General features: G+C 71.6%; 16 protein-coding genes and 1 pseudogene. 7 read left to right on the top strand and 10 right to left on the bottom strand.

Annotation, left to right across the window (positions count from 1 at the left end):
* From AB0395_RS38020 to AB0395_RS37985, 8 genes and pseudogenes are all read right to left on the bottom strand, one after another.
* A pseudogene (locus tag AB0395_RS38020) lies at nucleotides 1-212 on the bottom strand (hypothetical protein); the annotation flags it as partial.
* The gene (locus AB0395_RS38015; protein ID WP_366289756.1) at nucleotides 209-1,969 is read right to left on the bottom strand and encodes an ABC transporter ATP-binding protein; all 1,761 of its coding nucleotides are present in this window, start codon (nucleotides 1,967-1,969) and stop codon (nucleotides 209-211) included. The gene AB0395_RS38015 and the pseudogene AB0395_RS38020, both read right to left, overlap by 4 nt.
* Nucleotides 1,938-3,011 carry a BMP family ABC transporter substrate-binding protein gene (locus tag AB0395_RS38010; protein ID WP_366289753.1) on the bottom strand — a complete coding sequence of 358 codons (1,074 nt, stop codon included), beginning with the start codon at nucleotides 3,009-3,011 and terminating at the stop codon, nucleotides 1,938-1,940. Before AB0395_RS38010 ends, AB0395_RS38015 begins: the two co-directional genes overlap by 32 nt.
* 33 nt (nucleotides 3,012-3,044) lie before the next feature.
* On the bottom strand, nucleotides 3,045-3,404 hold the full coding sequence (locus tag AB0395_RS38005) for a VOC family protein (protein ID WP_366289750.1): 360 nt from the start codon (nucleotides 3,402-3,404) through the stop codon (nucleotides 3,045-3,047).
* A gap of 4 nt (nucleotides 3,405-3,408) precedes the next feature.
* Complete coding sequence (locus AB0395_RS38000; protein WP_366289747.1) at nucleotides 3,409-3,765, bottom strand: cupin domain-containing protein; 357 nt, start codon at nucleotides 3,763-3,765, stop codon at nucleotides 3,409-3,411.
* 37 nt (nucleotides 3,766-3,802) lie between these two features.
* Nucleotides 3,803-4,507, bottom strand: a complete 705-nt coding sequence (locus AB0395_RS37995; RefSeq protein ID WP_366289744.1) for an FCD domain-containing protein — start codon at nucleotides 4,505-4,507, stop codon at nucleotides 3,803-3,805.
* Nucleotides 4,504-4,998: a VOC family protein gene (locus AB0395_RS37990; RefSeq protein WP_366289741.1), complete on the bottom strand. Its 495-nt coding sequence runs from the start codon at nucleotides 4,996-4,998 to the stop codon at nucleotides 4,504-4,506. Before AB0395_RS37990 ends, AB0395_RS37995 begins: the two co-directional genes overlap by 4 nt.
* Nucleotides 4,999-5,069: 71 nt before the next feature.
* Nucleotides 5,070-6,260, bottom strand: a complete 1,191-nt coding sequence (locus tag AB0395_RS37985) for a helix-turn-helix domain-containing protein (RefSeq protein ID WP_366289738.1) — start codon at nucleotides 6,258-6,260, stop codon at nucleotides 5,070-5,072.
* Between the two features lie 103 nt (nucleotides 6,261-6,363).
* Between AB0395_RS37985 and AB0395_RS37980 the strand changes: the two genes are divergently transcribed.
* Nucleotides 6,364-7,521: a M20 family metallopeptidase gene (locus AB0395_RS37980; RefSeq protein WP_366289735.1), complete on the top strand. Its 1,158-nt coding sequence runs from the start codon at nucleotides 6,364-6,366 to the stop codon at nucleotides 7,519-7,521.
* A gap of 10 nt (nucleotides 7,522-7,531) precedes the next feature.
* Here the strand turns inward: AB0395_RS37980 and aroC are convergent, their stop codons facing one another.
* A complete protein-coding gene (aroC, locus tag AB0395_RS37975) occupies nucleotides 7,532-8,752 on the bottom strand; it encodes a chorismate synthase (protein ID WP_366289732.1) in 1,221 nt (406 codons plus the stop codon).
* A 141-nt stretch (nucleotides 8,753-8,893) separates the two neighbouring features.
* Entirely contained in the window at nucleotides 8,894-9,175 is a 282-nt protein-coding gene (locus tag AB0395_RS37970; protein ID WP_366289729.1) for an SAV_915 family protein, read from the bottom strand.
* Between the two features lie 380 nt (nucleotides 9,176-9,555).
* On the opposite strand from AB0395_RS37970, the gene AB0395_RS37965 reads away from it, so the two are divergent.
* From AB0395_RS37965 to AB0395_RS37940, 6 genes are all read left to right on the top strand, one after another.
* Nucleotides 9,556-10,728, top strand: coding sequence for an oxidoreductase (locus AB0395_RS37965; RefSeq protein ID WP_366289726.1), 1,173 nt, complete (start codon nucleotides 9,556-9,558; stop codon nucleotides 10,726-10,728).
* A gap of 317 nt (nucleotides 10,729-11,045) precedes the next feature.
* Nucleotides 11,046-11,786 (top strand): lytic polysaccharide monooxygenase, encoded by a 741-nt coding sequence (locus AB0395_RS37960; RefSeq protein ID WP_366289723.1) that lies wholly within the window; start codon nucleotides 11,046-11,048, stop codon nucleotides 11,784-11,786.
* Nucleotides 11,787-12,067: 281 nt separating this feature from the next.
* On the top strand, nucleotides 12,068-13,339 hold the full coding sequence (locus tag AB0395_RS37955; RefSeq protein WP_366289720.1) for a hypothetical protein: 1,272 nt from the start codon (nucleotides 12,068-12,070) through the stop codon (nucleotides 13,337-13,339).
* Complete coding sequence (locus AB0395_RS37950) at nucleotides 13,336-15,447, top strand: CHAT domain-containing protein (protein ID WP_366289717.1); 2,112 nt, start codon at nucleotides 13,336-13,338, stop codon at nucleotides 15,445-15,447. Before AB0395_RS37955 ends, AB0395_RS37950 begins: the two co-directional genes overlap by 4 nt.
* On the top strand, nucleotides 15,444-20,447 hold the full coding sequence (locus AB0395_RS37945) for a hypothetical protein (protein WP_366289714.1): 5,004 nt from the start codon (nucleotides 15,444-15,446) through the stop codon (nucleotides 20,445-20,447). The genes AB0395_RS37950 and AB0395_RS37945 overlap by 4 nt, the downstream gene beginning before the upstream one ends.
* Nucleotides 20,444-21,463: a hypothetical protein gene (locus AB0395_RS37940; RefSeq protein WP_366289711.1), complete on the top strand. Its 1,020-nt coding sequence runs from the start codon at nucleotides 20,444-20,446 to the stop codon at nucleotides 21,461-21,463. The genes AB0395_RS37945 and AB0395_RS37940 overlap by 4 nt, the downstream gene beginning before the upstream one ends.
* The last annotated feature ends 11 nt before the right edge of the window (nucleotides 21,464-21,474 follow it).

Genomic DNA, 21,474 nt, shown 5'->3' with positions numbered 1-21,474 from the left:
CCGCCCCGGCCCCCACCGCCCGCGTCCCGCGCGGAACCGGCCGGGGTGCCGGGACCGCCGGTTTCCCCGGCGGCGTCTGTGGCAACGGTCCCGGCAGTGGTCCCGGCAGTGGTCCCGTGGCCGCCGGGACGGTCCGCCTCGGAGACGGTCCCGGCCGCGAGTACGGCCGGGACCTCCGTCTCCCCCGGCGGCCGGTTCGCTGTCTCGTTCAAGCCGCCTGACCTCCCATCATCATGCCGAGTCGCTCCAGGTCGACCTCGGCCCGCGCCATCTCGCCGACGATCGCACCGCGGTGGATGACCGCTACGCGATGCGCGAGCGTGAGGATCTCCTCAAGCTCGGTGGACATGAGCAGCACCGCGATCCCCGCCTGGGCCGCCCGGTAAACGCGTTCGGTCATGTACTCGATGGCCCCGACGTCCAGGCCCCTGGTCGGCTGGGCGACGACGAGGACCTTGGGGTCGGCGGCCAGCTCGCGGGCCAGCACGACCTTCTGCTGGTTGCCGCCGGACAGCAGCCGCATGGGCGTGTCGGGCGAGGGGGCGGCGATGGAGAACTGCTCGATCAGCCTCGTGGCCCGCTCGCGCAGGCGGCGCGGACTGACGAAGGCTCTTCGGGAGACCATCCCGATGTCGGCCATGACCAGGTTCTCGGCCACGCTCATGTCCAGCACGCATCCGGACACGTGCCTGTCCTCGGGCACCACGCCGATCCCGGCACCGTGCATCGCCCCTGGCCTGCCCGCCGGTACGGCGGAGCCGCACACCTCGACCGAGCCCGCGTCGAGCTCGAGCAGGCTGGACAGCAGGTCGCCGAGGGCCGTCTGGCCGTTGCCCTCGACCCCCGCGATGCCGAGGATCTCCCCGGCACGAACCTCCAGCGACAGGCCGCGCAGCAACGGGCGGCCGTCACGGGCGGTGGCGTGGGCGTCGCGGATGCGCAGCCGTACCTCTCCTTGAAGTGGTCGCGCGGCCGCGGTGGGTTCGACCAGCGCGTCCATGGTCCCGACGGCGGAGGCTGCGGTCCACTTGGACAACTCGCGCCCGACCATCTCGCGGGCCAGCTCGCGCACGTCGGTCTCGGCGGTCTCCCTGCGCGCGACCACCGCGCCGGAGCGCATGATCGTCACCCGGTCGGTCGCGTGCAGGATCTCGTCGAGCTTGTGGCTGATCAGGATGACGGTCTTGTGCTCGTCGCGGGTGACGCGGCGCAGCACGGAGAACAGCTCCCGGGACTCGGCGAGGGTCAGCACCGAGGTGGGCTCGTCCAGGATCAGCAGGTCGGGGTCGCGGCGCAGGCACTTGACGAGCTCGACCCGCTGGCGCTCGCCGGTGGACAGGTCCTCGACGAACGCGTCGGGATCGACGACCAGGCCGTAGCGCTCGGCGACCTCCCTGACCGCGCGCCGCGCCTGGTCACGGTCGACCCGGCCGCGTTCGCCCAGGGTCACGTTCTCCCACACCCGCATCCGGCCGATGAGGCTGAAGTGCTGGTGCACCATGGAGATGCCGAGCCCCGCGGCGGCCAGCGGGTCGCCGATGTCCACCTGCCTGCCGTCCATGATGATCTGTCCCGAGTCGGGGACGACCAGGCCGGTCAGGATCTTCATGAGCGTGCTCTTGCCCGCGCCGTTCTGGCCGAGGAGGCCGTGGATCTCGCCGCGGCGCACGCTCAGGCGGACGTCGTCGCAGGCCACGACGGAGCCGAACCGCTTGGAGACGCCGCGCAGCTCGACCGCGGGGGCCGCGTCCTGCCGGGCCACCGGGTCCGGGGGACGGACGTCGTCGGCCGGGAGGCCGGGGGCCGGGCTCTGGGCCGGGACGCCGGGTGAGGTGACCTCGGCGGCCTCGGGGACCTGCGGCCCCCGGTGCGGGATCCGGCCGTCGGCGTTCATCTGCGCGGGGACCGCGACGGACTCCGTCGCGGTCCCGCGTCGCCTACCGCGCTCCGTCGACGGCCGCATCGACATCGAGCTTTCCGGTTCCCATGTCCTTCATGACCTGGTCCATGCGGGCCTGCTGGTCGCCTTCGGCGGCGCAGATCTTGACGGTCGGCACCGGGTCGACGCCCATCTTCCACACCCGCGCCGTGCCCATCTTCAGCGTGCCCTTCTGGAAGTCCTCCAGAGCGGCGGCGAAGTAGGCCCCCGGGCTGAAGACGACCGAGACGGCGTACTTCGTGGTGGTGTCGGCGCACCGGTCGGTGCCGGGCGTCAGGGCGGGCACGCCCGCGGCGTTGGCCTGCTGGGTGACGGCGTCGGTCGCGCCTCCCAGGTAGGGGTAGACGACCTTGATGCCCTGTGCCTTCTGCGCCTCGAACGCCTCCTTGGCCTTGGCCGAGTCGTCGAAGTCACCGGTGTAGGTGGTGACCAGCTCGGCCTTCGGGACGACGGCCTGCATGCCCGCCTTGAACGCCTTGGCCGCCTGCTTGGCGAAGTCCAGCTCGGGGCCGGTGATGTAGCCGGCCTTCGCTCCCCCGGACTTCTCCAGCAGCAGTCCCGCCGCGTAGCCCGCCGCGTAGAGCGACTGGTTGACGGTGTCCTGGGACTGGGTGAAGTACTCGGTCTGCTGGACGCCGCCGCCGCCGTTGACGTACCAGTTGACCCCCTTGCACTGGGGCTCGGGTGCGGCGGTGAGGGAGTCCTTGAGCTCGCTCGCGGCGACGGCGATCAGGTCGACGCGCTGCCTGCACAGGTTGCGCGCCTGGTTGACCGCGTCGGCCGGGTTGATCTTGTCGAGCGTGCGGACCTCCCAGCCGTTGGTCTTGGCGATGCCGTTGGCGTCGTCGACGAAGCTCTGGTAGTAGCCGTTGTCATGGGTGTCGCCGGGGCTCATGACCCCGATGACGACCTTCCCATCCCCGTTGACGTCGGGCTGCCCTTTGGCTGCGGTGGTGGTGGAGGAACCGCCTGCCTTGTCCTGCGGCGCTCTGGAGCCGCTGTCACCGCAGGCGGTGAGCAGCAGCGCCGGAGCGACCGCGATCGTCAGGACGGTCCGTGCCGAAGTGTTCATCGCGTTGCCTCCAAAGGACGCGCGGAGGGTGGTTCAGTCTTTGTGCGCCTCGGGCTGGGCGCCCCACTGGATGATCTGGACGTAGTTGCCGTCGGGGTCGGCGACGGTGCCGATGAGGCCGAAGGGCATCTGCTCCACCTCGCGCACCCAGGTGACGTCCAGCGTGCGCAGGTGCGTCTCGACGGCGCGGCAGTCCTCGACGTCGAGGTTGAGGATGACCCGGGCGGGCTCCTGCGTCGGCCCGGCGACCTCGCTGTGCTCCTCGATGAAGAGCTGTGCGCCGCCGAACTCGAAGGCTCCCATCTCGTTCTCCTTGGCGGCGAAGGCGGCGCGATACCAGTCCTTCATCGCCGGGACTTCGGATGAGCCGATCATCACGCTTCCGAGGTTCATTTCCTTACTCCCTGTAGTCCTCGCGCGGAGGGGTGAAGATGTCGAGAATCCAGGTCTCGCCGTGCTCTGGGTCGCCGATGAAGTGGCTGTCGCCGTGCAGGTAGCCCTTGGGGGCCCAGTAGACGTCGCCGGGCTTGAGCAGGCGGCGCTCGTCCGAGCCGAGCCGGAAGTCGAGCTGGCCCTTGATGATCATTCCGAACTGCTCGTTGTCGGGATGGCAGTCGTACGGCGTCGGCCCCGCGCCCTCCCGGATCCGCCACAGGGTGAGCATCAGGTCGTCACCGGTGTAGATGCGGCGTTTGAAACCGGGCTTGATCTCTTTGAAGGCGGCGTCGTCGAAACGCCAGACGTGGTCGGTCATGCTGTCTCCGTCGTTGAGGGATCGCGTCGTTGAGGCGTCACACCATCCGGGCGACCATGGCGTGTTCGACCTGGCTGAGGTGGAACTCGGCGGCCCGCTCCGCACAGTCCTCGTCTCCCGCCTTGACGGCCTCGGCGATGCGCCGGTGGGCGTCGCAGGCCTCGGCGATCACCTCGCGCACCGCGGCGGCGTTGGTGGTCGAGTCGAGCAGCGTGTGGAACTCCTCCGAGGCGAAGACGCCGTCGAGGACCTTGCCGTACAGCTCCTGCAGGGTCGGGTTGCCGCACGCGCGGGCGACCGCCCAGTGGAAGCGCCGGTCGGAGGCGCGGAAGTCCTCAAGCTCCATGTCCTCGGTGAAGGACTCGGCGATCCTGACCAGTTCGTCGCGCTCCGCCGGGGTGGCGCGGGAGGCCGCGAAGCGGGCGATCGACACCTCGATGACCCTGCGGCACTCGAAAAGCTCGCGCACCCGGCTTTTGCGGGGGTCGACGCTGACCTCGGGAAGCTGCTCCACCACGTGGAAGCGGTTGCCGACCTTGTGGATGCGGCCCAGTGCCAGCAGGCTCTGCACCGCCTCCCGCACCGAGGTGCGGGCCACGCCGAACTCCTCGCAGAGCGCGCGCTCCGAGGGCAGCTGCGCGCCAGGAGGAAGGGCGCCGGCCTCGATGCTCTCCAGCAGGCTGTCGCGGATCTCCTCGGAGACCATGCGCCGGGCCACCGGGCCGAATCTGGGGCGGCTCACGAGCCCGCGCCTTCCATCAGCGCGGCGAAGCGGCGGCGTTCCGCGGGGATGTCCAGCGGCCGGATGATCGCCTCGTGCTCCTCCTCGCCCCAGAACTCGGCGGGGACCAGCCACATCACCTCGAACTCCAGGCCGTCGGGGTCCTTGGCGTACAGGCTCTTGTTGGCCCCGTGGTCGCTGGCGCCGTGCAGCGCGCCCTCGCGCGCCAGCCGCTCCCTGACCGCCGCCAGCTCGTCGAGGGTGGGGACCTCCCAGGCGATGTGGTACATGCCCACGGTCCGCTGACCGGCCTGGGAGTCACCCGCGGACGACCCGATGGTGAACAGCGCCAGGTCGTGGTGGTTGTCGGAGTCGGGTGCCCGCAGAAACATGTACTGTCCCGCCGGGCTCTCGATGATCACCTTGAAGTCCAGCACCCGCCGGTAGAAGTCCGCGGTCGTGCGGGCGTCTCGCACGTAGAGGACCGCGTGGTTCATCCGGGTGATACCCATCTGATCGTCTCCCCCAAGAAGTTGGTCTGTTGGTCTGACAATCGGAGCATAAGTTGGACAGACCAGAAGATTCAAGAGGTTCGGTGACAGAAAACGTGCAGCAGTTCTCTCGCGGTGAGGGCGGTGCGCATGCGGTGGGCGGTCTCGGGGTCCAGCGGATCGGCGCCGAGGAGCTGCCTGAGCTGGCCGACGCGGTAGCCGACGGAGTTGCGGTGCAGGTGGAGCAGGTCGGCGACCGCCGCCCTGCTGCCCCGGGTGGCCAGCCAGGCGTCGAGGGTGAGGATCAACTCGGGACGGTCGAGGATCGGCCCCAGCTGCTGCTCGACGAAGGCGTGCAGCCGCTCCGGCGGTACGGCCAGCAGCAACTGGGCCGGCCCCAGCTCGGAGTAGAGCAGCTCGGTCTCGCCGTTCCTGCGGCGCAGCAGACCGAGCACGGTCTCGGCGTCCCTGAAGGATCGGGCGGTGTCCCTCGGGCCCGTCACCACGGGACCCGCGGCGGCCAGCACCGTCCCGTCGCCGACCATGCCCTGCAGCCGGACGCGAATCCGGCCGACCTCACGGGGAATGTCCCCCGCCAGCACGGTCCAGCCCTCACCGTCCTCCTGGCGCACGGGCATCTCCAGCCAGGACAGCGCCGTGGACCAGGTCCGACGGTTCGGGCCGTCGTAGGCGAAGGCCGCGGCGGCGTGCGGCTCGTCCAGCCGGAGGCCGAAACGCGCGGCGGTCCTGGTCAACTCGTCGGTTCCGCGCAACGCGCCGTACCGGAGCTCGTCGATGAGCCGGCTCGCGTTCTCCGCCTTCGCCGTGGCGGCGGCGTCGCGCCGCACGGCCTCGATGGCCACCGCGGTCGCCGACGCCTTGAGGTAGGCCAGGTTCCGCTCGTCGACGGGCTCGGCGAGCAGGAGCAGGCCAACCCTGCGCTGCCCCGCCCACACGGCCAGGGCCCTGGCCGACAAACCGTCCGCCAGCTCGACCGTCGTCGGCTCGGGCGCGGCGAAAATCCGGGCGACCTCGGAGGGACTCATCGTCGCGTCGCCGCCGTCGGTCGCCGCGAACACGCCGCCGTGGACACCGACGAGGCGGGCCTTCCTGCCGGTCACCGAGGAGAGTCTGGCGAGGACCGATCGCCATCCGTCACCACCGAGCGCCAGCTCGTTCAGAGCGCTCGCGAACTCCTCCACGGTGACCGCCGCCCCCTTGGAGGGGGGTTTCGGTCGGCTGACCGCGCTGTCCAGATCTCCCCGAGTAGCCAGGTGATCCATGAGGCCTCCGTTGCAAATTTGGCCTTTTGGTACAAAACGTATCGATAGTTCACAGCATTAGTTGCCTTTTAGGACACCCTTATCTCGGTGCAAGAATCCGCCCATGACCCATCGAGCGAAGGCCGCGGCACGCGCGGTGATCGACCAGGAGGCCGGGCGCCTCGTCGCACTGAGTCACCGGCTGCACGCCCACCCCGAGCCGGGCTTCGAGGAGGAGCGCGCCTGCGCGTGGCTCGCCGAGGAGCTGACCTCCTACGGCTTCGCCGTGCGGACAGGGGTGTGCGACCTGCCGACCGCGTTCACCGCGACGGCGGGGAGCGGCCCGCTGGTCGTCGGGATCTGCGCCGAGTACGACGCGCTGCCCGGCATCGGCCACGCCTGCGGCCACAACGTGATCGCCGCCGCCGCGGTGGCGGCCGGGGCGGCCCTGGCCCGGGTCGCCGACGACCTGGGGATAACGGTCAGGGTGCTGGGCACGCCCGCCGAGGAGAACGGGGGCGGCAAGGTCCTCATGCTCGAACGCGGCGCGTTCGACGGCCTGCACCTGGCCATGATGGTTCATCCGGCGCCGCGCGAACGGCTCGACCCGCCCGTGCTCGCCCGCGCGCAACTCCACGTCGAGTACGAGGGCAGGCCCGCGCACGCCTCGGCCTGCCCGGAGGACGGGATCAACGCCGCGGACGCGTTCACCGTCGCCCAGGTCGCCATCGGCCTGCTGCGCCAGCACGTCCCGGGCGACCAGCGCGTCCACGGAATCGTCACCGACGGCGGGCAGGCGCCCAACATCGTGCCCGCGCACACCGCGGCCGACTACTACGTGCGGGCCCGCACCCTGGCCGAGCTGGCGGTCCTTGAGCGGCGGGTGCGCGCCTGCTTCGAGGCGGGCTCGGTGGCCACCGGGGCGGCGCTCTCCATCACCTCGGCCTCGCCCGCGTACTCCGAGTTCCGCCATGACACACCTCTGCTGGAGCACTACCGGAGGAACGCGCTGGCGCTCGGCCGGACCTTTCCCGCGGTGACCCCCCAGGATGAGCGGATGGCCGCCTCAACCGACATGGCGAACGTCTCGCTCGCCGTACCGTCCATCCAGCCTCTCGTCTCGATCGAATCGGGGTCGGCCGGGCAGCACCAGGCGGAGTTCGCCGAGTTCGCGGTACGGCCGGCCGCCGATCGGGCGCTGCTCGACGGCGGCACGGCGATGGCCTGGACCGCGATCGACGTCGCGTTGGAGGCCGGACGGCGGGCCGGGCCCGCGGGGTGACCGGCGACGCTCAGGGGCCGACCTGGACGGCCAGGCCGTCCAGGTAGCCCTGGGCGTTCCTGCGCGTCTCGGCCACCGAGTCGCCACCGAACTTCTCCAGCACCGCGTCCGCCAGCACCAGCGCGACCATGGCCTCGGCGACCACACCGGTCGCCGGGACCGAGCAGACGTCACTGCGCTGGTTGATGGCCTTCGCCGGGTCGCCGGTCGCCACGTCGACCGTGGACAGCGCCCTGGGCACCGTGGAGATGGGCTTCATCGCGGCCCTGACCCGCAGGAGTTCCCCCGAGGTCATCCCTCCCTCGATGCCGCCCGCCCTGCCGGTGACCCGCCTGACGGTCAGCGAGTCCGCAGGCACCGACTCGATCTCGTCGTGCGCCACGGAACCGCGCCGCGTGGCGGTGGTGAAGCCGTCCCCGACCTCGACCCCCTTGATCGCCTGAATGCCCATCAGCGCGCTCGCCAGTCTGGCGTCCAGCCTGCGGTCCCAGTGGACGTAGCTGCCCAGGCCCGGCGGAAGGCCGTACACGACGACCTCGACGATGCCGCCGAGCGTGTCGGCGTCCTTGTGCGCGGCCTCGATCTCGGCCACCATCCGCTCGCTGGTCGCCGGGTCGACGCAGCGCACCGCATCGGCGTCGACGGCCTGGGCTGTGCCTCTGGCGGGCACCAGCCCGTCGGGCAGCCGTACCTCGCCGAGCCCGACGACATGGCTGATGATCTCCACGTCCAGGACCTGGCCGAGGAAGGCCCGCGCCACCTCGCCGATGGCGACCCTGGCGGCGGTCTCCCTGGCGCTGGCACGCTCCAGGACCGGCCGCACGTCGTCGAAGCCGTACTTCTGCATCCCGGCGAGATCGGCGTGCCCCGGACGAGGACGGGTGAGGGCCGCTCCACGGCCCCGGTCCTCAAGACGTCCTGGCTCGTCGTAACGGACCCCGTCGGCGTCCGCCGGATCGGGGTCCATCACCTCCCGCCACTTCGGCCACTCGGTGTTGGCGATCTCGATGGCGACGGGACCGCCCAGGGTACGGCCGTGCCGTACGCCGCCGGTGAACCGCACCTCGTCACGCTCGAACCTCATCCGAGCCCCCCTGCCGTGGCCGAGCCTGCGGCGCGCGAGCGCGTCGGCGAGGTCCTTCGTCTCGGTCCGGACACCGGCGGGGAGTCCTTCGAGGATCGCGGTGAGGGTGGAACCGTGCGATTCGCCTGAGGTGAGCCATCTGAGCATGCAGCGAAGCTGTCACATCGCCGACGCGATCATGTTGTGCCGTGGGCACAGAAATGCCCCTTCGCCGCTGGGCCACCCACCGCCGGCGGCCCGGCCGCCCCGGCAGGTCTCTTCCCCCTCACAGCGGCGCAACGCCGCCTGTCACGCCGCCCGCAGGCGCGGGTCCTGGCCGTCCAGGGTTCCCGCCGGGTCGATCACGATGCCGGTGACGTCGAGGTTCTCGAGCATTCCTCGGAGCGCTCGCTCGGTGAGCCACATCCAGGCGTGACCGTCACCGAGCGCCCGCACGAGCCGGTCCCGCGAGGTGAACGCGACCGCCGTCCTCTCACCCGCCGACGTCCGGAAGAGGCGCAGGGCCACACTTGCGCGACCGGGACGGACAGGCACCAGCAAAGGAGGGTCGCTCCGGCGCGAGGTCTCCATGGATTCCTTCTCCTTCAGGTAGCGAGACGCGATGACTGCGTGGGAAGCACGCTATGGGCGGCCGACGATCGGAAAAAGTGATCCAAACGGGATTCTGACGCACACAGGCCGTCTCTGACAGTCTTTTGACGCTGAACTACCTGATGTGACCATGTGAACCCCCGATGGATGGCTCCGGCGACCCGTTCGCCCTCCCCGAGCTCGCCTCCCGAAGGGCCGGCGCCCCAGGAGGGACACGAGCTCCGGTACCGAGCCCGGCGAGCGCCGCCGGAGCGCGCTCTGAGAACCCGTACGGCGGGCGGCCATCCGAGGCGGCGAGGGACAACCGATGTCGTGCGCGCCCATGGACGGAATTGATCTCTTTGGCTAGCTTGCACGCCATGAGGCTTGGATCCACGCTGGGTATGATCTCGGCACTGTGCGTGTTCACCGCCACGTGTGCCACCGCCGCCTCCGCCACCACGGAGCCCGCGGCTTCCCCCCAGACGCCTCCGCCCGCACCCCAGGCATCCACACCCCAGGAGCCTGCGGCCTCTCAGACTCCCGCGGTCCAGACACCTCCGGGACCCGGCCTCGCCTGGGAGCTCAAACCGACGGGGGTCACGGCCCGTTTCCGCGGACTGTCCCCGGTCAGCCGTGACGTCGCGTGGGCGTCCGGCAGCCTCGGCACCGTGCTGCGCACCGGCGACGGCGGGCAGAACTGGCAGAACGTCTCCCCACCGGACAGCACCGACCTGCAGTTCCGGGACATCGAGGCCTTCGACGCCCGCAACGCCGTGATCCTGTCGATCGGCGAGGGTGAGGCGTCGCGCGTCTACCGTACCGGCGACGGGGGCAGAACCTGGGCGCAGACGTTCCGCAACGACGACCCGAAGGCCTTCTACGACTGCATGGCCTTCTTCGACCGCAGGCACGGACTCGCGGTGAGCGACCCGGTCGACGGCAGGTTCCGTGTGCTGTCCACGGACGACGGGGGACGCAGCTGGCGGGTCCTGCCCGCCGCGGGAATGCCGGACGCCCTCCCCGGGGAGGCGGGGTTCGCCGCCAGCGGGCAGTGCCTCACCACCTCGGGAGATCGCGACGTGTGGCTGGCCAGCGGCGGAGGGGCGCGCTCACGCGTCTTCCACTCCCGCGACCGTGGCCGCACCTGGACCGTGACCGAGACCCCCGTACCGGCCGCCGACCCGGCGCGGGGCGTCTTCGCCCTGGCCTTCCGCGACCCGCGCCACGGCCTCGCCGTCGGCGGCGACTTCCAGCCCGACCGTCCCTCTCCCGACGCCGTGGCCCTGACCCGGGACGGCGGCGCGACCTGGCGGCTCGCGTCCGCGCAACCACAGGCCTACCGGTCAGGTGTGACGTGGCTGCCTCACCTGCCCTTCGCCGCGATCGCGGTCGGACCGACCGGCAGCGACGTGACCTTCTCCTCCGGCAGGCAGTGGCAGCGGTTCGACACCGGCTCCTTCGACACGGTTTCCTGCGCCGCCGACCTGAGCTGCTGGGCCTCAGGGGAGCAGGGCAGGATCGCCCGCCTCACGCTCTCGCGCCACCCATGACAAGACGGCGGCTCCAGGGCCGCCGGAGAACTCCCGGAAAAGGCTCGGGCGGACGCGGCGCCGCACTGCCTTAAGGGGCACTTAACCAGCCCTCAACGGGCCTTCAACGGATCCTCCGCGAGCAATGCGCCGGGTGCGAGACGGACGCGCGTTCGCGCAGCTGGACGGCGATTTCAGAGCGGTGTTCCCGGCCGGTCCCGAGAACGCCACCCGGCGCGGAACACCTGACAGAAGTCGTGGGAACGCGTTGCCTGAGCATTTACTGTTAGGAAACTTTCCTTTATATTCGGATGCACCCCCCAGCAAAGGAGCGCTACATGCGGAGAACGACAACCCTTGTGTCGGCATCGATACTCGCCATGGTGACCACCGTGTTCATGGCGACTCCGGCCGAGGCGCACGGTTACATCTCCTCACCCCCGAGCCGTCAGGCCTTCTGCGCTCAGGGCAAGATCTCCTGTGGTGAGATCAAGTACGAGCCGCAGAGCGTGGAGGGCCCCAAGGGCCAGCGGACCTGCAGCGGCGGCTCCCGCTTCACCGAGCTCGACGACGACAGCAAGAACTGGCCGACCACGAGCGTCGGCAACACGGTGAACTTCACCTGGTCGCTGACCGCTCGCCACGCCACCAGCACGTGGGAGTACTACATCGGCGGCGCCAAGATCGCCTCCTTCAACGACGGCGGCAGGCAGCCCGGCGCGACCGTCTCCCACAGCGTGAGCCTGGGCGGCAGGACCGGCCGCCAGAAGGTTCTGGCCATCTGGAACATCGCCGACACGGGCAATGCTTTCTACGCGTGTGTCGACCTGCAGGTGGGCGGCGGCAACCCCGACCCGACCCCGACCGTCACACCGACCGTGACCCCCACGGTGACCCCGACCGTCACGCCGACCGTGACCCCGACCTCCAACCCCGGCGGGACCTGGTCCGCGGGCACCGCGTACCGCGCGGGCGACCAGGTCACCTACGGCGGCTCCACCTACCGGTGCCTCCAGGCGCACACCGCGCTGCCGGGCTGGGAGCCGCCGAACGTCCCGAGCCTCTGGCAGAAGGTGTGACCCTCTTCTGACGGACCCCTCCGGCGAACCCGCACCCGACCAGGGTGCGGGTTCGTCCTGGTTTCACTCCTCACACCACAAAAAACCGGACATACAACTCATATTTCAACCGCAGGATCACCGCAGAAGACACGTTTCAGATTGTCGGTAAACGGGTTCCCCGGTGGACGGTCCCCCGATTCCCGGCAAAGACCGAATCCGGCGAGCGGGGTCCGCAACGACCTGGTCACGAATTCCGATGTGCCGGCGGGCGCCATCTGCTCCCGGCATATTTTTCTGCTGTGCACCCCGAACGGGTCCGGGCCAGACTGGACCGTTCTCTGACCACGGCTCGATGCCTGGGCGACGAGATAGCGGACTGGATGCGTCGCAGCCACGGCGATCGGCGTTTCCTGCGTTTCACCCGCCATTTCGAGGTGCTGAGCACCGTCCTGTCGGAAATGCTCGGCGCCGTCACGCGCGAGCTTGAGAGCGTCGCCCTGATCTCCGCCTCCGGCGACGTGTACCAGCGGTGCGGCGAGCTCGACGGCGGCCTGTTCACGATCCGGCGCCTGTTCGACTGGTACACCGCGAAGTACGACCAGCGCCGGGATCCGGCCCTGGCCGGGATACTGGCCTGCGCGGACGAGGTGGTGCGCAGCTGCTGGCGGCAGCCGTTCCAGGTCCTGGGCAGCGAACCGCCGACCGGCCCGCTGCCCTACGTGGAGCCGCGTTTCGACGCGTTCGCGACCCCTCGCGTCTCCGTGCCGCCCGATCTGCGCCTTCCCGCCGACGCCCTGGTTGCCGAGTTCGTCGAGCGGCTGCCGATCCCGGTCGTCTGCCTGCCCGACTGGACGGCCCGGCAGGCCTGGTGGCTGATGCTCGCCGCCCACGAGACCGGCCACCACGTGCACAAGGACCTGGATCCCGCGCTCGAGAACGCCACCAGGGACGCGCTCGCCGAGGCGACGGGCGACGAGACGTGGCGCAGGTGGGCGCTGGAGAGCTTCGCCGACGCCTACTCGGTCCTGATGATCGGCCCCGCCGCCGCCTGGATCGTCGAGGAGCTCGGCCACGGCCCTCCCGAGTCCCTGCTGCGGGCCCGCGGCGGCTACCCTCCCCTTCCGGTACGGCTGGCGCTGATGGCCGAGGTCGCCAGGCAGGCGGGCCTCGGCGGCGCGGGAGCCCCCGACCTGGCACGGGCGGCGGGGGCGCTCCTCGGCCTGCGGGCCCGCGGCCGTTCGCTCCCCGAGCTCAGCGGCCTGTCCCCCGGCTGGTTCGCCCCGGACGGCAGGGCGCAGGTGTGGGCGCGCTCGCTGACCGAACCCGATCCGTTCCTGACCCGTCTCGAGGAGCCGTACTCCGCGCGCCTGCTCGTCGCGGCCGCCGCGGCGGCCGTGACGGCCCATCGGACGGACCCCCCGCTGGTCCACGCCAACCTGCTGGAGAACCTTCCCCGCTGCGGCCCCCCGGGAATGCTGGGCGCCGCCCCGCAGGGGCCGCGGACCGCGGAATTGGCCACCGACCTGACCGGACGGCTGCTCGGGAGCCTCGGACTCGGGAGCCTCGGATGAGCATGCCGCGGCTGCTCGTCACGGTGACCGGCCCGCCCGGTCACCGTGACCCCCTGGTGACGGTCGTCCACGAGGACGAGCCACTCCTCAGCGACGAGGGGGCGGAGTCCTACCCCCTGAACCGTGAGCCAGGGCCGCCGCTGCTGGAGCGAGCCGCGACCTGCCCCGACGCCCGGTCGTACGGCACCCTGCTGTTCCACGCCCTGCTCGGCCCCGTCTGGCGCGCGATCACCGCGCTGGCCGCGGACTGGGACGGGGTCGAACTGGCACTGAAGCTCCCGATGGAGCTCCAGCCGCTGATCTGGGAGGCCATGTACGCCGAGGACCGCCCGCTGGCCGCCCATCCGACCCTGCTCGTGGCCGTCACCCGGCTGATCCCCGCCCCCTACGAGGCCGGACCCCGCACGGTGCGCAAGACGCCGCGGATCCTCTTCGCGTCGGGCGCGAAACTGACCGATCCGGTCATCCGCCCGGGCGCGATGTTCCTCGGCCTGGTCAGGGAGTGCGAGTCGCAGGGGCTCGCGATGACCAGGCTGGCGGAGGAGACGAGCGCGGACCGGCTTCACCAACGCTACGCGGCCTTCCAGCCCGACCTGGTGCATCTGGTCGCCCACGGCAGAGCCGACCCGGTGGACGGTGAGACCTGGGTCGAGCTCGCGGGCACCTGGACGAAGAGCGGTCAGCTGGGCGCGGCGCTGACCTCGGGAGCCTCCCCGCCACTCGCCGTCGTCCTCAGCGTCTGCCACAGCGGCGCGCACGGCGGCCTCGACCGCACCTCGGGACTCGTCGAGACGCTGATCCGCGGCGGGGTGCCGATCGTGGTCGCCGTGGCCGGGGAAGTCACCGAATACGCATGCCGCCTGTTCTCCCGGCGGTTCGTCCAGGCACTGCTGCGGGGGGAGGCCGTCGCGGAGGCCGCCGCCCACGGACGCAGGGCCGCCCTCATCGGCGAGAGGCATCCCGAGGACCGTCTGGACTGGGCGATGCCCACCCTGTTCGTCGCGGACACGCTGCCCGCCGACTTCAAGGCCGTCGACCCGGGCGAGGTCAACCGGATCAGGAGCATGGCGGGAAAGCTCGAGCTCCTCGAAGGACCCGCCTACGTCGGCAGAGGCGCCATCTTCGACACCCTCGACGGCCTGATCACGCCGGGAAGCGAACGGACCTTCCTCGGGATCACCAGCGGTGGCGCCTTCGGCAACATCGGCGGCACCCGGCTGCTCAGGGAGATCGGGTTCCGGCTGCTCCAGTCAGGACACCTCCCCCTGCTGCTGGCGCCGTTCAACGACGTCCAGTCGGCGCCGCACAGTCTCCGCCAGGTCGTCGGGGAGATCCTCGCTCAGATGGTGCGGACGAGCGAGCGTCTGTCGCTCCCCCTGCCGAGGCTGCGTTCCCTGCGGGCCGCGGGATCGGTCGCGCCCTTCGAGCTCGACCAGGACGAGGTCATGGCGAGGCAACAGGTGAAGTCGGCCGTCGCCGAGTTCGCGACGGCGGCGGCGCCGCTCCTGCCCAGCGCGGTCGACGCGCTGCTCGCGGCCGACCTGTCCGACCTGGCCGGGGCGGCGGTACGGTCGCTCGGGCGGCCGTTCGGCCCGCACACCCGTGTGGTGGTCCTCGCGGAGGCCCTGCACCTGTGGGTGGGAGCCCTCGGCTGGACCGAGCCCGCGAAGGGGTTGCTCGACCTCCTGACGCCGGACGGGCTCGGCACCGCCGCCAGGCCCGCCCCCGTGGTCGTGACCGCGGCTCTCGGCGAGTGTTCGCCGCTGCGCAACTTCCGCGAGGAGAAGGCCGGAATGCCGTGGTGCGCCTTCCACGACCTCGAACCGCTGTCCGACGAGGAGGCGTCGCTCGGCTTCCAATGGGTGCTGATGCAGCCGTGGCACCCCAAGGACGCGTTCCGCCTCGCCTACTACGCCGCGCCGGACAGCGACCCGGTGGTGCTCAGGGAGAGCTTCCGGCTCCACCTCGAGGGACGTCCGGGCCTGATCAAGACCGAGCTGTACCGGATGGCGCAGCTCCTGGCCCTGCACAGGGTGTTCCTCAGCCACGACGACACCGAGGGGTGGAGCGCGTACGCCCGCGTGCACGGCCTGAGGCACGAACCGTGACCCCCGCCGAGCTCCACGCGGAGCTGCAACGCCGCGGCGCCGCGTGGCGGGCGGAGGAGTTCGGCCGTTTCGACCCGGCCAGGCTCGCCAAGCTCGTGCTGCTGCCCGAGTGGACCACCGAGCTGGCCGTACGGCTCTCGCTCGTCCCCCGGGACGAGCTGGCCGGGTTCCTCGACGCCCTGGACGACCTCGGACTGGTCGAGTCTCGCCCCCTGCTGACCGGGGACAACGCGTTCTGGGTTCGCGCGAGCAGACGGGCCGAGCTCGGCGACCACCTGCGCCAGGCGCACGGGCGGCGGCTGGAGGAGGTGACCCAGGAGCTGGTGTCGCTGACGAAGGGACTCGCCGAGCTGCGGGACTGGCACCGCGCCGCCACGGCGTACCGTGTGGACCGCTCGGGCGGCATGCTCATGGACGACGTGTCCGGCCTGGTCGAGGCGGGCGCGCTGAGCGAGGCCGCCCAGCTGGTCGCGACCGTGCGAATGCTCGGCGAGGTCCTCGGCGACCCCCTCGTGGGCGCCGCGCGGCGGGCCCGCCGCCGGGTCGACCGCGCGACGCGCGAGGCGGAGGACGCCCGTTTCCTGCGTCACTACCTGTCCCGCGCGAACATCGAGGACGCCCTCGGCGACCTGCTCGGCGAAGGCCCGCCGGGAGAGGTTCCCCTCGGGGAAGCGCGCGGCGACAACCCGTCCAGGTGGGCGCTGCACCTGCTCGGTTCCGGTGGGGCGGGCAAGACGATGGTCGTCCGCTACCTGGCCTCCGGCCGCTACGCCCGCGACCGGGGCCTGCCGCAGATCCCGGTGGCCAGGGTCGACTTCGACCATCTGGACCCCCGCTACCCTGAGGACCGTCCCGGCGAGATCCTCCTCGCCCTCGCGGAGGAGTTGCTGGGGTTCGGCACCGGCAGGGACGCCGAGAGCGCGCACCGCAGGTTCGTCGACGCCGTCACCGGGTTACACGAGGAGCTGACACGCGGCAGGCGTCTGTCCGGGCGCGCGGCCCCTCTACTGGATCAGGTGCTGGAGACCTTCGCCCGTTTTGTCAGGATGCTTCCCTCGCCGGTGGTGCTGGTCCTGGACACCTGTGAGGAACTGGCCAAGCTGTACCCTCCCCGGGCGCCCGCACCGGCGATCGACATGACGTTCGACCTCCTGGAGCGCCTGCGCGAGCGGGCCCCGTCGATCCGGGTCCTGCTGGCCGGGCGGCGATGGCTGGCCATGCCCTCAGGCGCCGCCGAGGTGGCCGAGGCGTCCGCGGGTCCCCGGCTGCTGCCCCGGTCATACGTGCGGGTGGTCAGGACGCGCGGGTTCACCTCTCGGGAGGCGGCGGACTACCTGTCGGAGCGCGGGGTGCCCGAGCGGCTCAGGCCCGCCGTACTCGACCGGGCCGCGGACGGGGACGCCTTCAACCCCTTCGACCTGGCCGCGTACGCCGAGTGGACGCTGAGCGATCCCGGACTCGATCCCCTACGGCTCCGGCAGGCGACCGGCGACCCCTATGTGGAGCACCGGATCATCGGCCGCCTCGCCGACCAGGGGGTGACCCGCGCCTTGGCGGTCGCCGCCGAGCTCGGCCGGTTCGACCGGGCGCAGGTGCGTCCCACGTTGCTCCGCATGGGTCTCGACCCCGACCAGGTCTTCGACGGCCTCGCCGCCCAGGAGTGGACGCGTGTCACCGAGACGGGGGCGGACGCGCGGCCCTGGGTGGTCGAGCTGGACGAGCAGGTCAGGACACGCCTGCTCCATGTGACGTCGGCGGCCCCCGACAGGTTCCCGCTCAGGCCGGAACAACTCGGCCGAGACGCCGCCTCCGCCATCGACGGGACACCCCTCCTGGCGGACGTCTCGACGGCGACCGTGGTGGCCGCGGTGCGCCTGCTGCCGCCGGAGGAGGCGGCGGAGTTCTGGCGGCGGATCGAGGACCGGACCGTCGAGGAGGAGGCCTGGCCGTGGGCGGGACAGGTCGCGGTGCGCGCCGCGGCGGAGGAAATGCTGCGGGCCGGGGAGTCGGGGCCGACGATCCTGGCCGCGATCCTCGCCACGCAGGCGGCCTCCCGCGTCCACACCGGGACCGGAGGCGTCGCCGAGCTGTGGCGGGACGTCGGCAAGCACGCGCCCAGGCACCCCGATCCCGCCACGGCGGGCGCGCTCGCCGACCGCGCCCTCCTCGGCCTGGCGGCGGCCGGAGCGGAGGTGGCGCTCGGCGCCGCCCTGCCCGGCATCGTGGCCCGCGGTACGGCTCCCGCCGGATCGGTCGTCGCCGCGATCGACGGATGGATGCAGCACGGCGACTGGTCCCTCCTGCGCGACGAGGACCTGCTGGCGATCAACGGGGACTTCGTCACAGGGCTGGGGCCAGACGGTTCCTTGCCGGTCAGCGGCGACCAGGACGACTCGGCGCGCGTGTGGACCGATCGCCGGGTCGTCGCGGCGATGTCCGCCCAGCGGGCCCTGCTGGCCATGCATCACGGCGATCCCGGCGCCGCCGAGCGGCTGGCCGCGGACGCGTTCTCTTCGGCCGTGCCGGGCTCCGTGCGGCCCGCCCTACGGGAAATCGAGGACGCCGGGGACGCCGAGGCGTCCGCGCTGCACATAACCCTGGTTGCCACCGCCTCAGCCGGAGACACGCCCGCGCGCGCCTGGGCCGACTGGCGCGCTCCCCGGCGCCTCGACGCGCGCTGCCTGCTCGTCCGGCACCTGGTCACGGCGGGACAGCGGGAGCAGCAGGACCTCCAGGCGCCCTGGCACGCGTCCTCCGTGCCGATCGACGACATCGACATGGAGCGGCTGATCGCGTGGCACGTGCGGGTCCACAACGGCGGGCGGCCGCTCGACCCGTACATCCTGGACGTGCTGAGGCTTCGCGACGAGTACTCCTCGGCCAGATGCCCGTCGGCGTGGCTGCATCATCAGGTGCGGCCACTGGTGGTCGAGCTGGCCGAGACGTGGCTGGCGCACGATGAGCCGGCGAAGGCGGCGGCGCTGCTGCGCGACCGCGTCGAGGCGGCGGTCGCGGCCGGGGACGACCCGGACACCGTGGAACAGTGCCAGCTCGCGCTGATCCGGATCTGCCGTCACACCAGGTCACTCGGTCTCTATCCCGAGCTGACCACGCTGAGGGCCTCCGGGACGCCTCTGGTGCGGGCCGAGGCGTGGATCACCCTGACCCTCGTGACCGGGGCGCAGCCCTCCTCACCGGAGGAGGCAGGAAGCTGGTACGGCTGGTGGCAATGCCAGGACCGGCGCTCCCTCTCCGAGAACCGGTCTCCCTGGGAGCCGCCGTCCGTGCCGGAACCCGGGATTCCCTGGCGGCTGACCCTGTCCGCCCGCGAGGAGTACGCCCGGTACCACGGAATCACGCTGGAGGACATGGCCGCCCCCCGGCCGCCCGGCCCGCTCCAGGCGACGCTTCCGGCTCCCGGTCCCGGGGGCAGGGGCAGGGCTCTGCTCGCGAGGGCCGAGACGCTCGCTCTGCGGCTGCCGTACCTCGCGCGTCCGATGCTGGAGGAGGCGGCGCCCCTGCTTGAGGAGGCGCACGATCCGCGGAGCGCGCTCCAGGCCCGGATCTTGGCCCTTCTGACGCGGATCCGCGCGGATGGCCCGCGGACACGCCCGCCCGCCGACGTCCTCGCGGCGCTCCCCCTCGATCTGATCGATCCCCGCCACGATTCCGGATGGCCGGAGAGGGTCGCCTACCTGCGCGGACTCCTCGAGGACCCGGACGCGACCAGCTCCGCACTCCCCGAGCTGGCCCTGGACCCCGTCCCCTCGGAGCATCCGGACGCGACCGATCTCGCCCACGAGCGCCGCCGGACGTTCCTCATGACCGTGATGTCCTTCGTGGCCACGAGATGGACGGCCGTCGCGGTGCTGCTGCTCCTGAGCGTCGTACCCTGGCTGCCCGTCGGGGAGAACCTCCCGCCCGTCGTGCGCGGCCTGTTCGGTGCGACACCGCTCGGCATCGCGGCCGCCCTCCTTCTGTCTTCCTGGGACGGGCGGCTGCTGGGAGGCCTGTCCTTCGTCCTGGACGTGGCGGCCCCCTGCCTGGTCACCGTCGAGGCTGTCCGCCCGGGGGCGGAAACCGCCGGGGAAGAAATGACGGTCCGCTTCAGCAGTCGTCGTTCCGTATGGAACCGGAGACCTGGCTGGACCGACGTGTCCGGTGACCGGCCCGGCCGCGACACCTACGTCACCACGTGGAACGGCTCGACGGAGGAGCTCTTCGGCCACGACGCACCGCGTGCCTTCCGGTCCGCCGCCCTGGTCCGGCTGAAACTCCCCGCCTCGCTCGACCACCTCCGATGGGAGTCACGCTTCCTCCGCGACGGCGCACGTGTCTTCCGCGGCGTCTCCTCACCTCCCCTGGAGGAAACGCACCGGAACTGGTCGGCGGACGCGAACACGGAGTACCTGGGGTACTTCCCCACGCTCACCGAGTCGGTACTCGACGAGGCGGGGAAGCGCTCCCAGCACTTCCTCTCGTTCACCGGGCCGGTGCCCGGCGAGGCGGAAGACGAGCCGCGGCCCGTGCTCCACGTCGCCGGCACGGTGGTGACGACGAGCGCGGGACCGCGGCTCCGCCTCACCACAGAAGACGGCCCCGGTCAATCCGAGAGTCCCCGCTCCGAACTCCTGAGCCAGGCGTCGCTGACCCCGAAGGCGAGAGCCCTGATCATCCTGCAGGCCGATCCCGTCGATGGGCCGCCGACGCCACTCGACGAGCAACGCGGCGGGTTCGCGGCCATGGCCAGGGAGCTGGTGGACGCCGGTGCCGGTGCCGTGCTCGTCATCCCGCCGTTGCCCGACGAGGCCGCCGGGGACGCGGCGCGCCTGGTGCGGGCCATGGTCTCCGGTCATCGCCGTCCGCCATCACCATGGCGCCTGCTGGAACTTCAGAACGCCCTGAAGACACTCATCAGGAACCTCGGAAGCGGAGAAGAAGCCGCCTTCGACGTGATCCTGTTCCTGCCGACCACCCCCAGAGAGGATCCCCGCGCATGACCATGTGGCAGCGGATCGAGTCCTGGTTCCACGCCGCCTCCGAGCACGTCACCGTCGACTTCGTGCCGGACGAGGGCGCGGTCGCGCTCGCGCCGTACGAGGGGTATCTCCGGCTGTTCGTCGCCGAGGGCTTCCTGGCCGACCGGCGGAGCTGGGCGGCCGACCAGTATCCCGCGCTGCACGGCGGGGTCTCGCTCTCCTTCCTCGGCGGGGAGCCGCTGGCGTTCACCACGATGGGTGGGCAGGCCGCCTGGCTCGCCCCCGGCGTGACGCTCGACGAGCCGATCACGCCGCTGCTGCCGTACGGCGGCGGCACGGTGACCGTTCAGGCCGGCCTGTACCGCGTTTCTGGGAGGGGACCGCTCGGCACCGCCGTACAGATCGTCGGGGGGCTGGCCGGACTCGTCGCACCGCCGCTGGCCGCCGCGGCGAACGTCGCGACCAAGGTGTCGGAGGGCATCGACCGGATTCTGGGCGACCTGGGCGAGCAGCCGGTCCTGGGAGTGCACCGGACGATGGTCGCGCCGGTGCCCGGTGCCCCCGGCGCGGGCGGCAGGGCCATGCGCGCCGGGCACCTGGTGGTGATCGACTCCCCCCGGCCGCCGGGAACGCTGTCGATCGAGGACGGCAGGCTGCGCGTGGACGGCAGGCCTCCCACCGGGGCCGACTTCCTGGTGCTGCGGATCGAGTGCCGGACGGAGCGGGACGACTGGCGCTTCCCCGAGCTGGCCCAGCTGATCGACCGGGCCGGAGAGGAGTATCTCAGGCGCGGGGAGACCCAGACGTTCAGGGACCTGCGCTCGGACGCCGTGGTGCGGGCCTGGTGCTCGCCCGACCTGACCCCGCTGGACAGGAAACGGGTGGCCAGGCTGATCGCCGGGGAGATCGACGAGGTCAGGCGTCTCGGGGCGGTTCCCGGCCAGGAGCGGTCGCTGGAGGAGGCGGCGGCACTGAGGCTCCTGCCTCAGGACGCCCCCGAGCTGGCCGACCTCCGCCTGGCCGACCTGCTCGCCTGACGGTGAGGATG

Origin of the sequence: Streptosporangium sp. NPDC051023 (assembly GCF_040689595.1) — a bacterium.
GTDB lineage: Bacteria > Actinomycetota > Actinomycetes > Streptosporangiales > Streptosporangiaceae > Streptosporangium.
This window is presented reverse-complemented; position numbering and strand designations above follow the sequence as displayed.

Excerpts from the sequence above, each read along its gene's own strand:
- AB0395_RS38005 (WP_366289750.1), bottom strand. The coding sequence starts at position 3,404 with ATGAACCTCGGAAGCGTGATGATCGGCTCATCCGAAGTCCCGGCGATG.
- AB0395_RS37965 (WP_366289726.1), top strand. The coding sequence starts at position 9,556 with ATGAGGCTTGGATCCACGCTGGGTATGATCTCGGCACTGTGCGTGTTC.
- AB0395_RS37940 (WP_366289711.1), top strand. The coding sequence starts at position 20,444 with ATGACCATGTGGCAGCGGATCGAGTCCTGGTTCCACGCCGCCTCCGAG.
- AB0395_RS38000 (WP_366289747.1), bottom strand. The coding sequence starts at position 3,765 with ATGACCGACCACGTCTGGCGTTTCGACGACGCCGCCTTCAAAGAGATC.
- AB0395_RS37950 (WP_366289717.1), top strand. The coding sequence starts at position 13,336 with ATGAGCATGCCGCGGCTGCTCGTCACGGTGACCGGCCCGCCCGGTCAC.
- AB0395_RS38010 (WP_366289753.1), bottom strand. The coding sequence starts at position 3,011 with ATGAACACTTCGGCACGGACCGTCCTGACGATCGCGGTCGCTCCGGCG.
- AB0395_RS37985 (WP_366289738.1), bottom strand. The coding sequence starts at position 6,260 with ATGGATCACCTGGCTACTCGGGGAGATCTGGACAGCGCGGTCAGCCGA.
- AB0395_RS37990 (WP_366289741.1), bottom strand. The coding sequence starts at position 4,998 with ATGGGTATCACCCGGATGAACCACGCGGTCCTCTACGTGCGAGACGCC.
- aroC (WP_366289732.1), bottom strand. The coding sequence starts at position 8,752 with ATGCTCAGATGGCTCACCTCAGGCGAATCGCACGGTTCCACCCTCACC.
- AB0395_RS37980 (WP_366289735.1), top strand. The coding sequence starts at position 6,364 with ATGACCCATCGAGCGAAGGCCGCGGCACGCGCGGTGATCGACCAGGAG.
- AB0395_RS37960 (WP_366289723.1), top strand. The coding sequence starts at position 11,046 with ATGCGGAGAACGACAACCCTTGTGTCGGCATCGATACTCGCCATGGTG.
- AB0395_RS38015 (WP_366289756.1), bottom strand. The coding sequence starts at position 1,969 with ATGTCGATGCGGCCGTCGACGGAGCGCGGTAGGCGACGCGGGACCGCG.
- AB0395_RS37970 (WP_366289729.1), bottom strand. The coding sequence starts at position 9,175 with ATGGAGACCTCGCGCCGGAGCGACCCTCCTTTGCTGGTGCCTGTCCGT.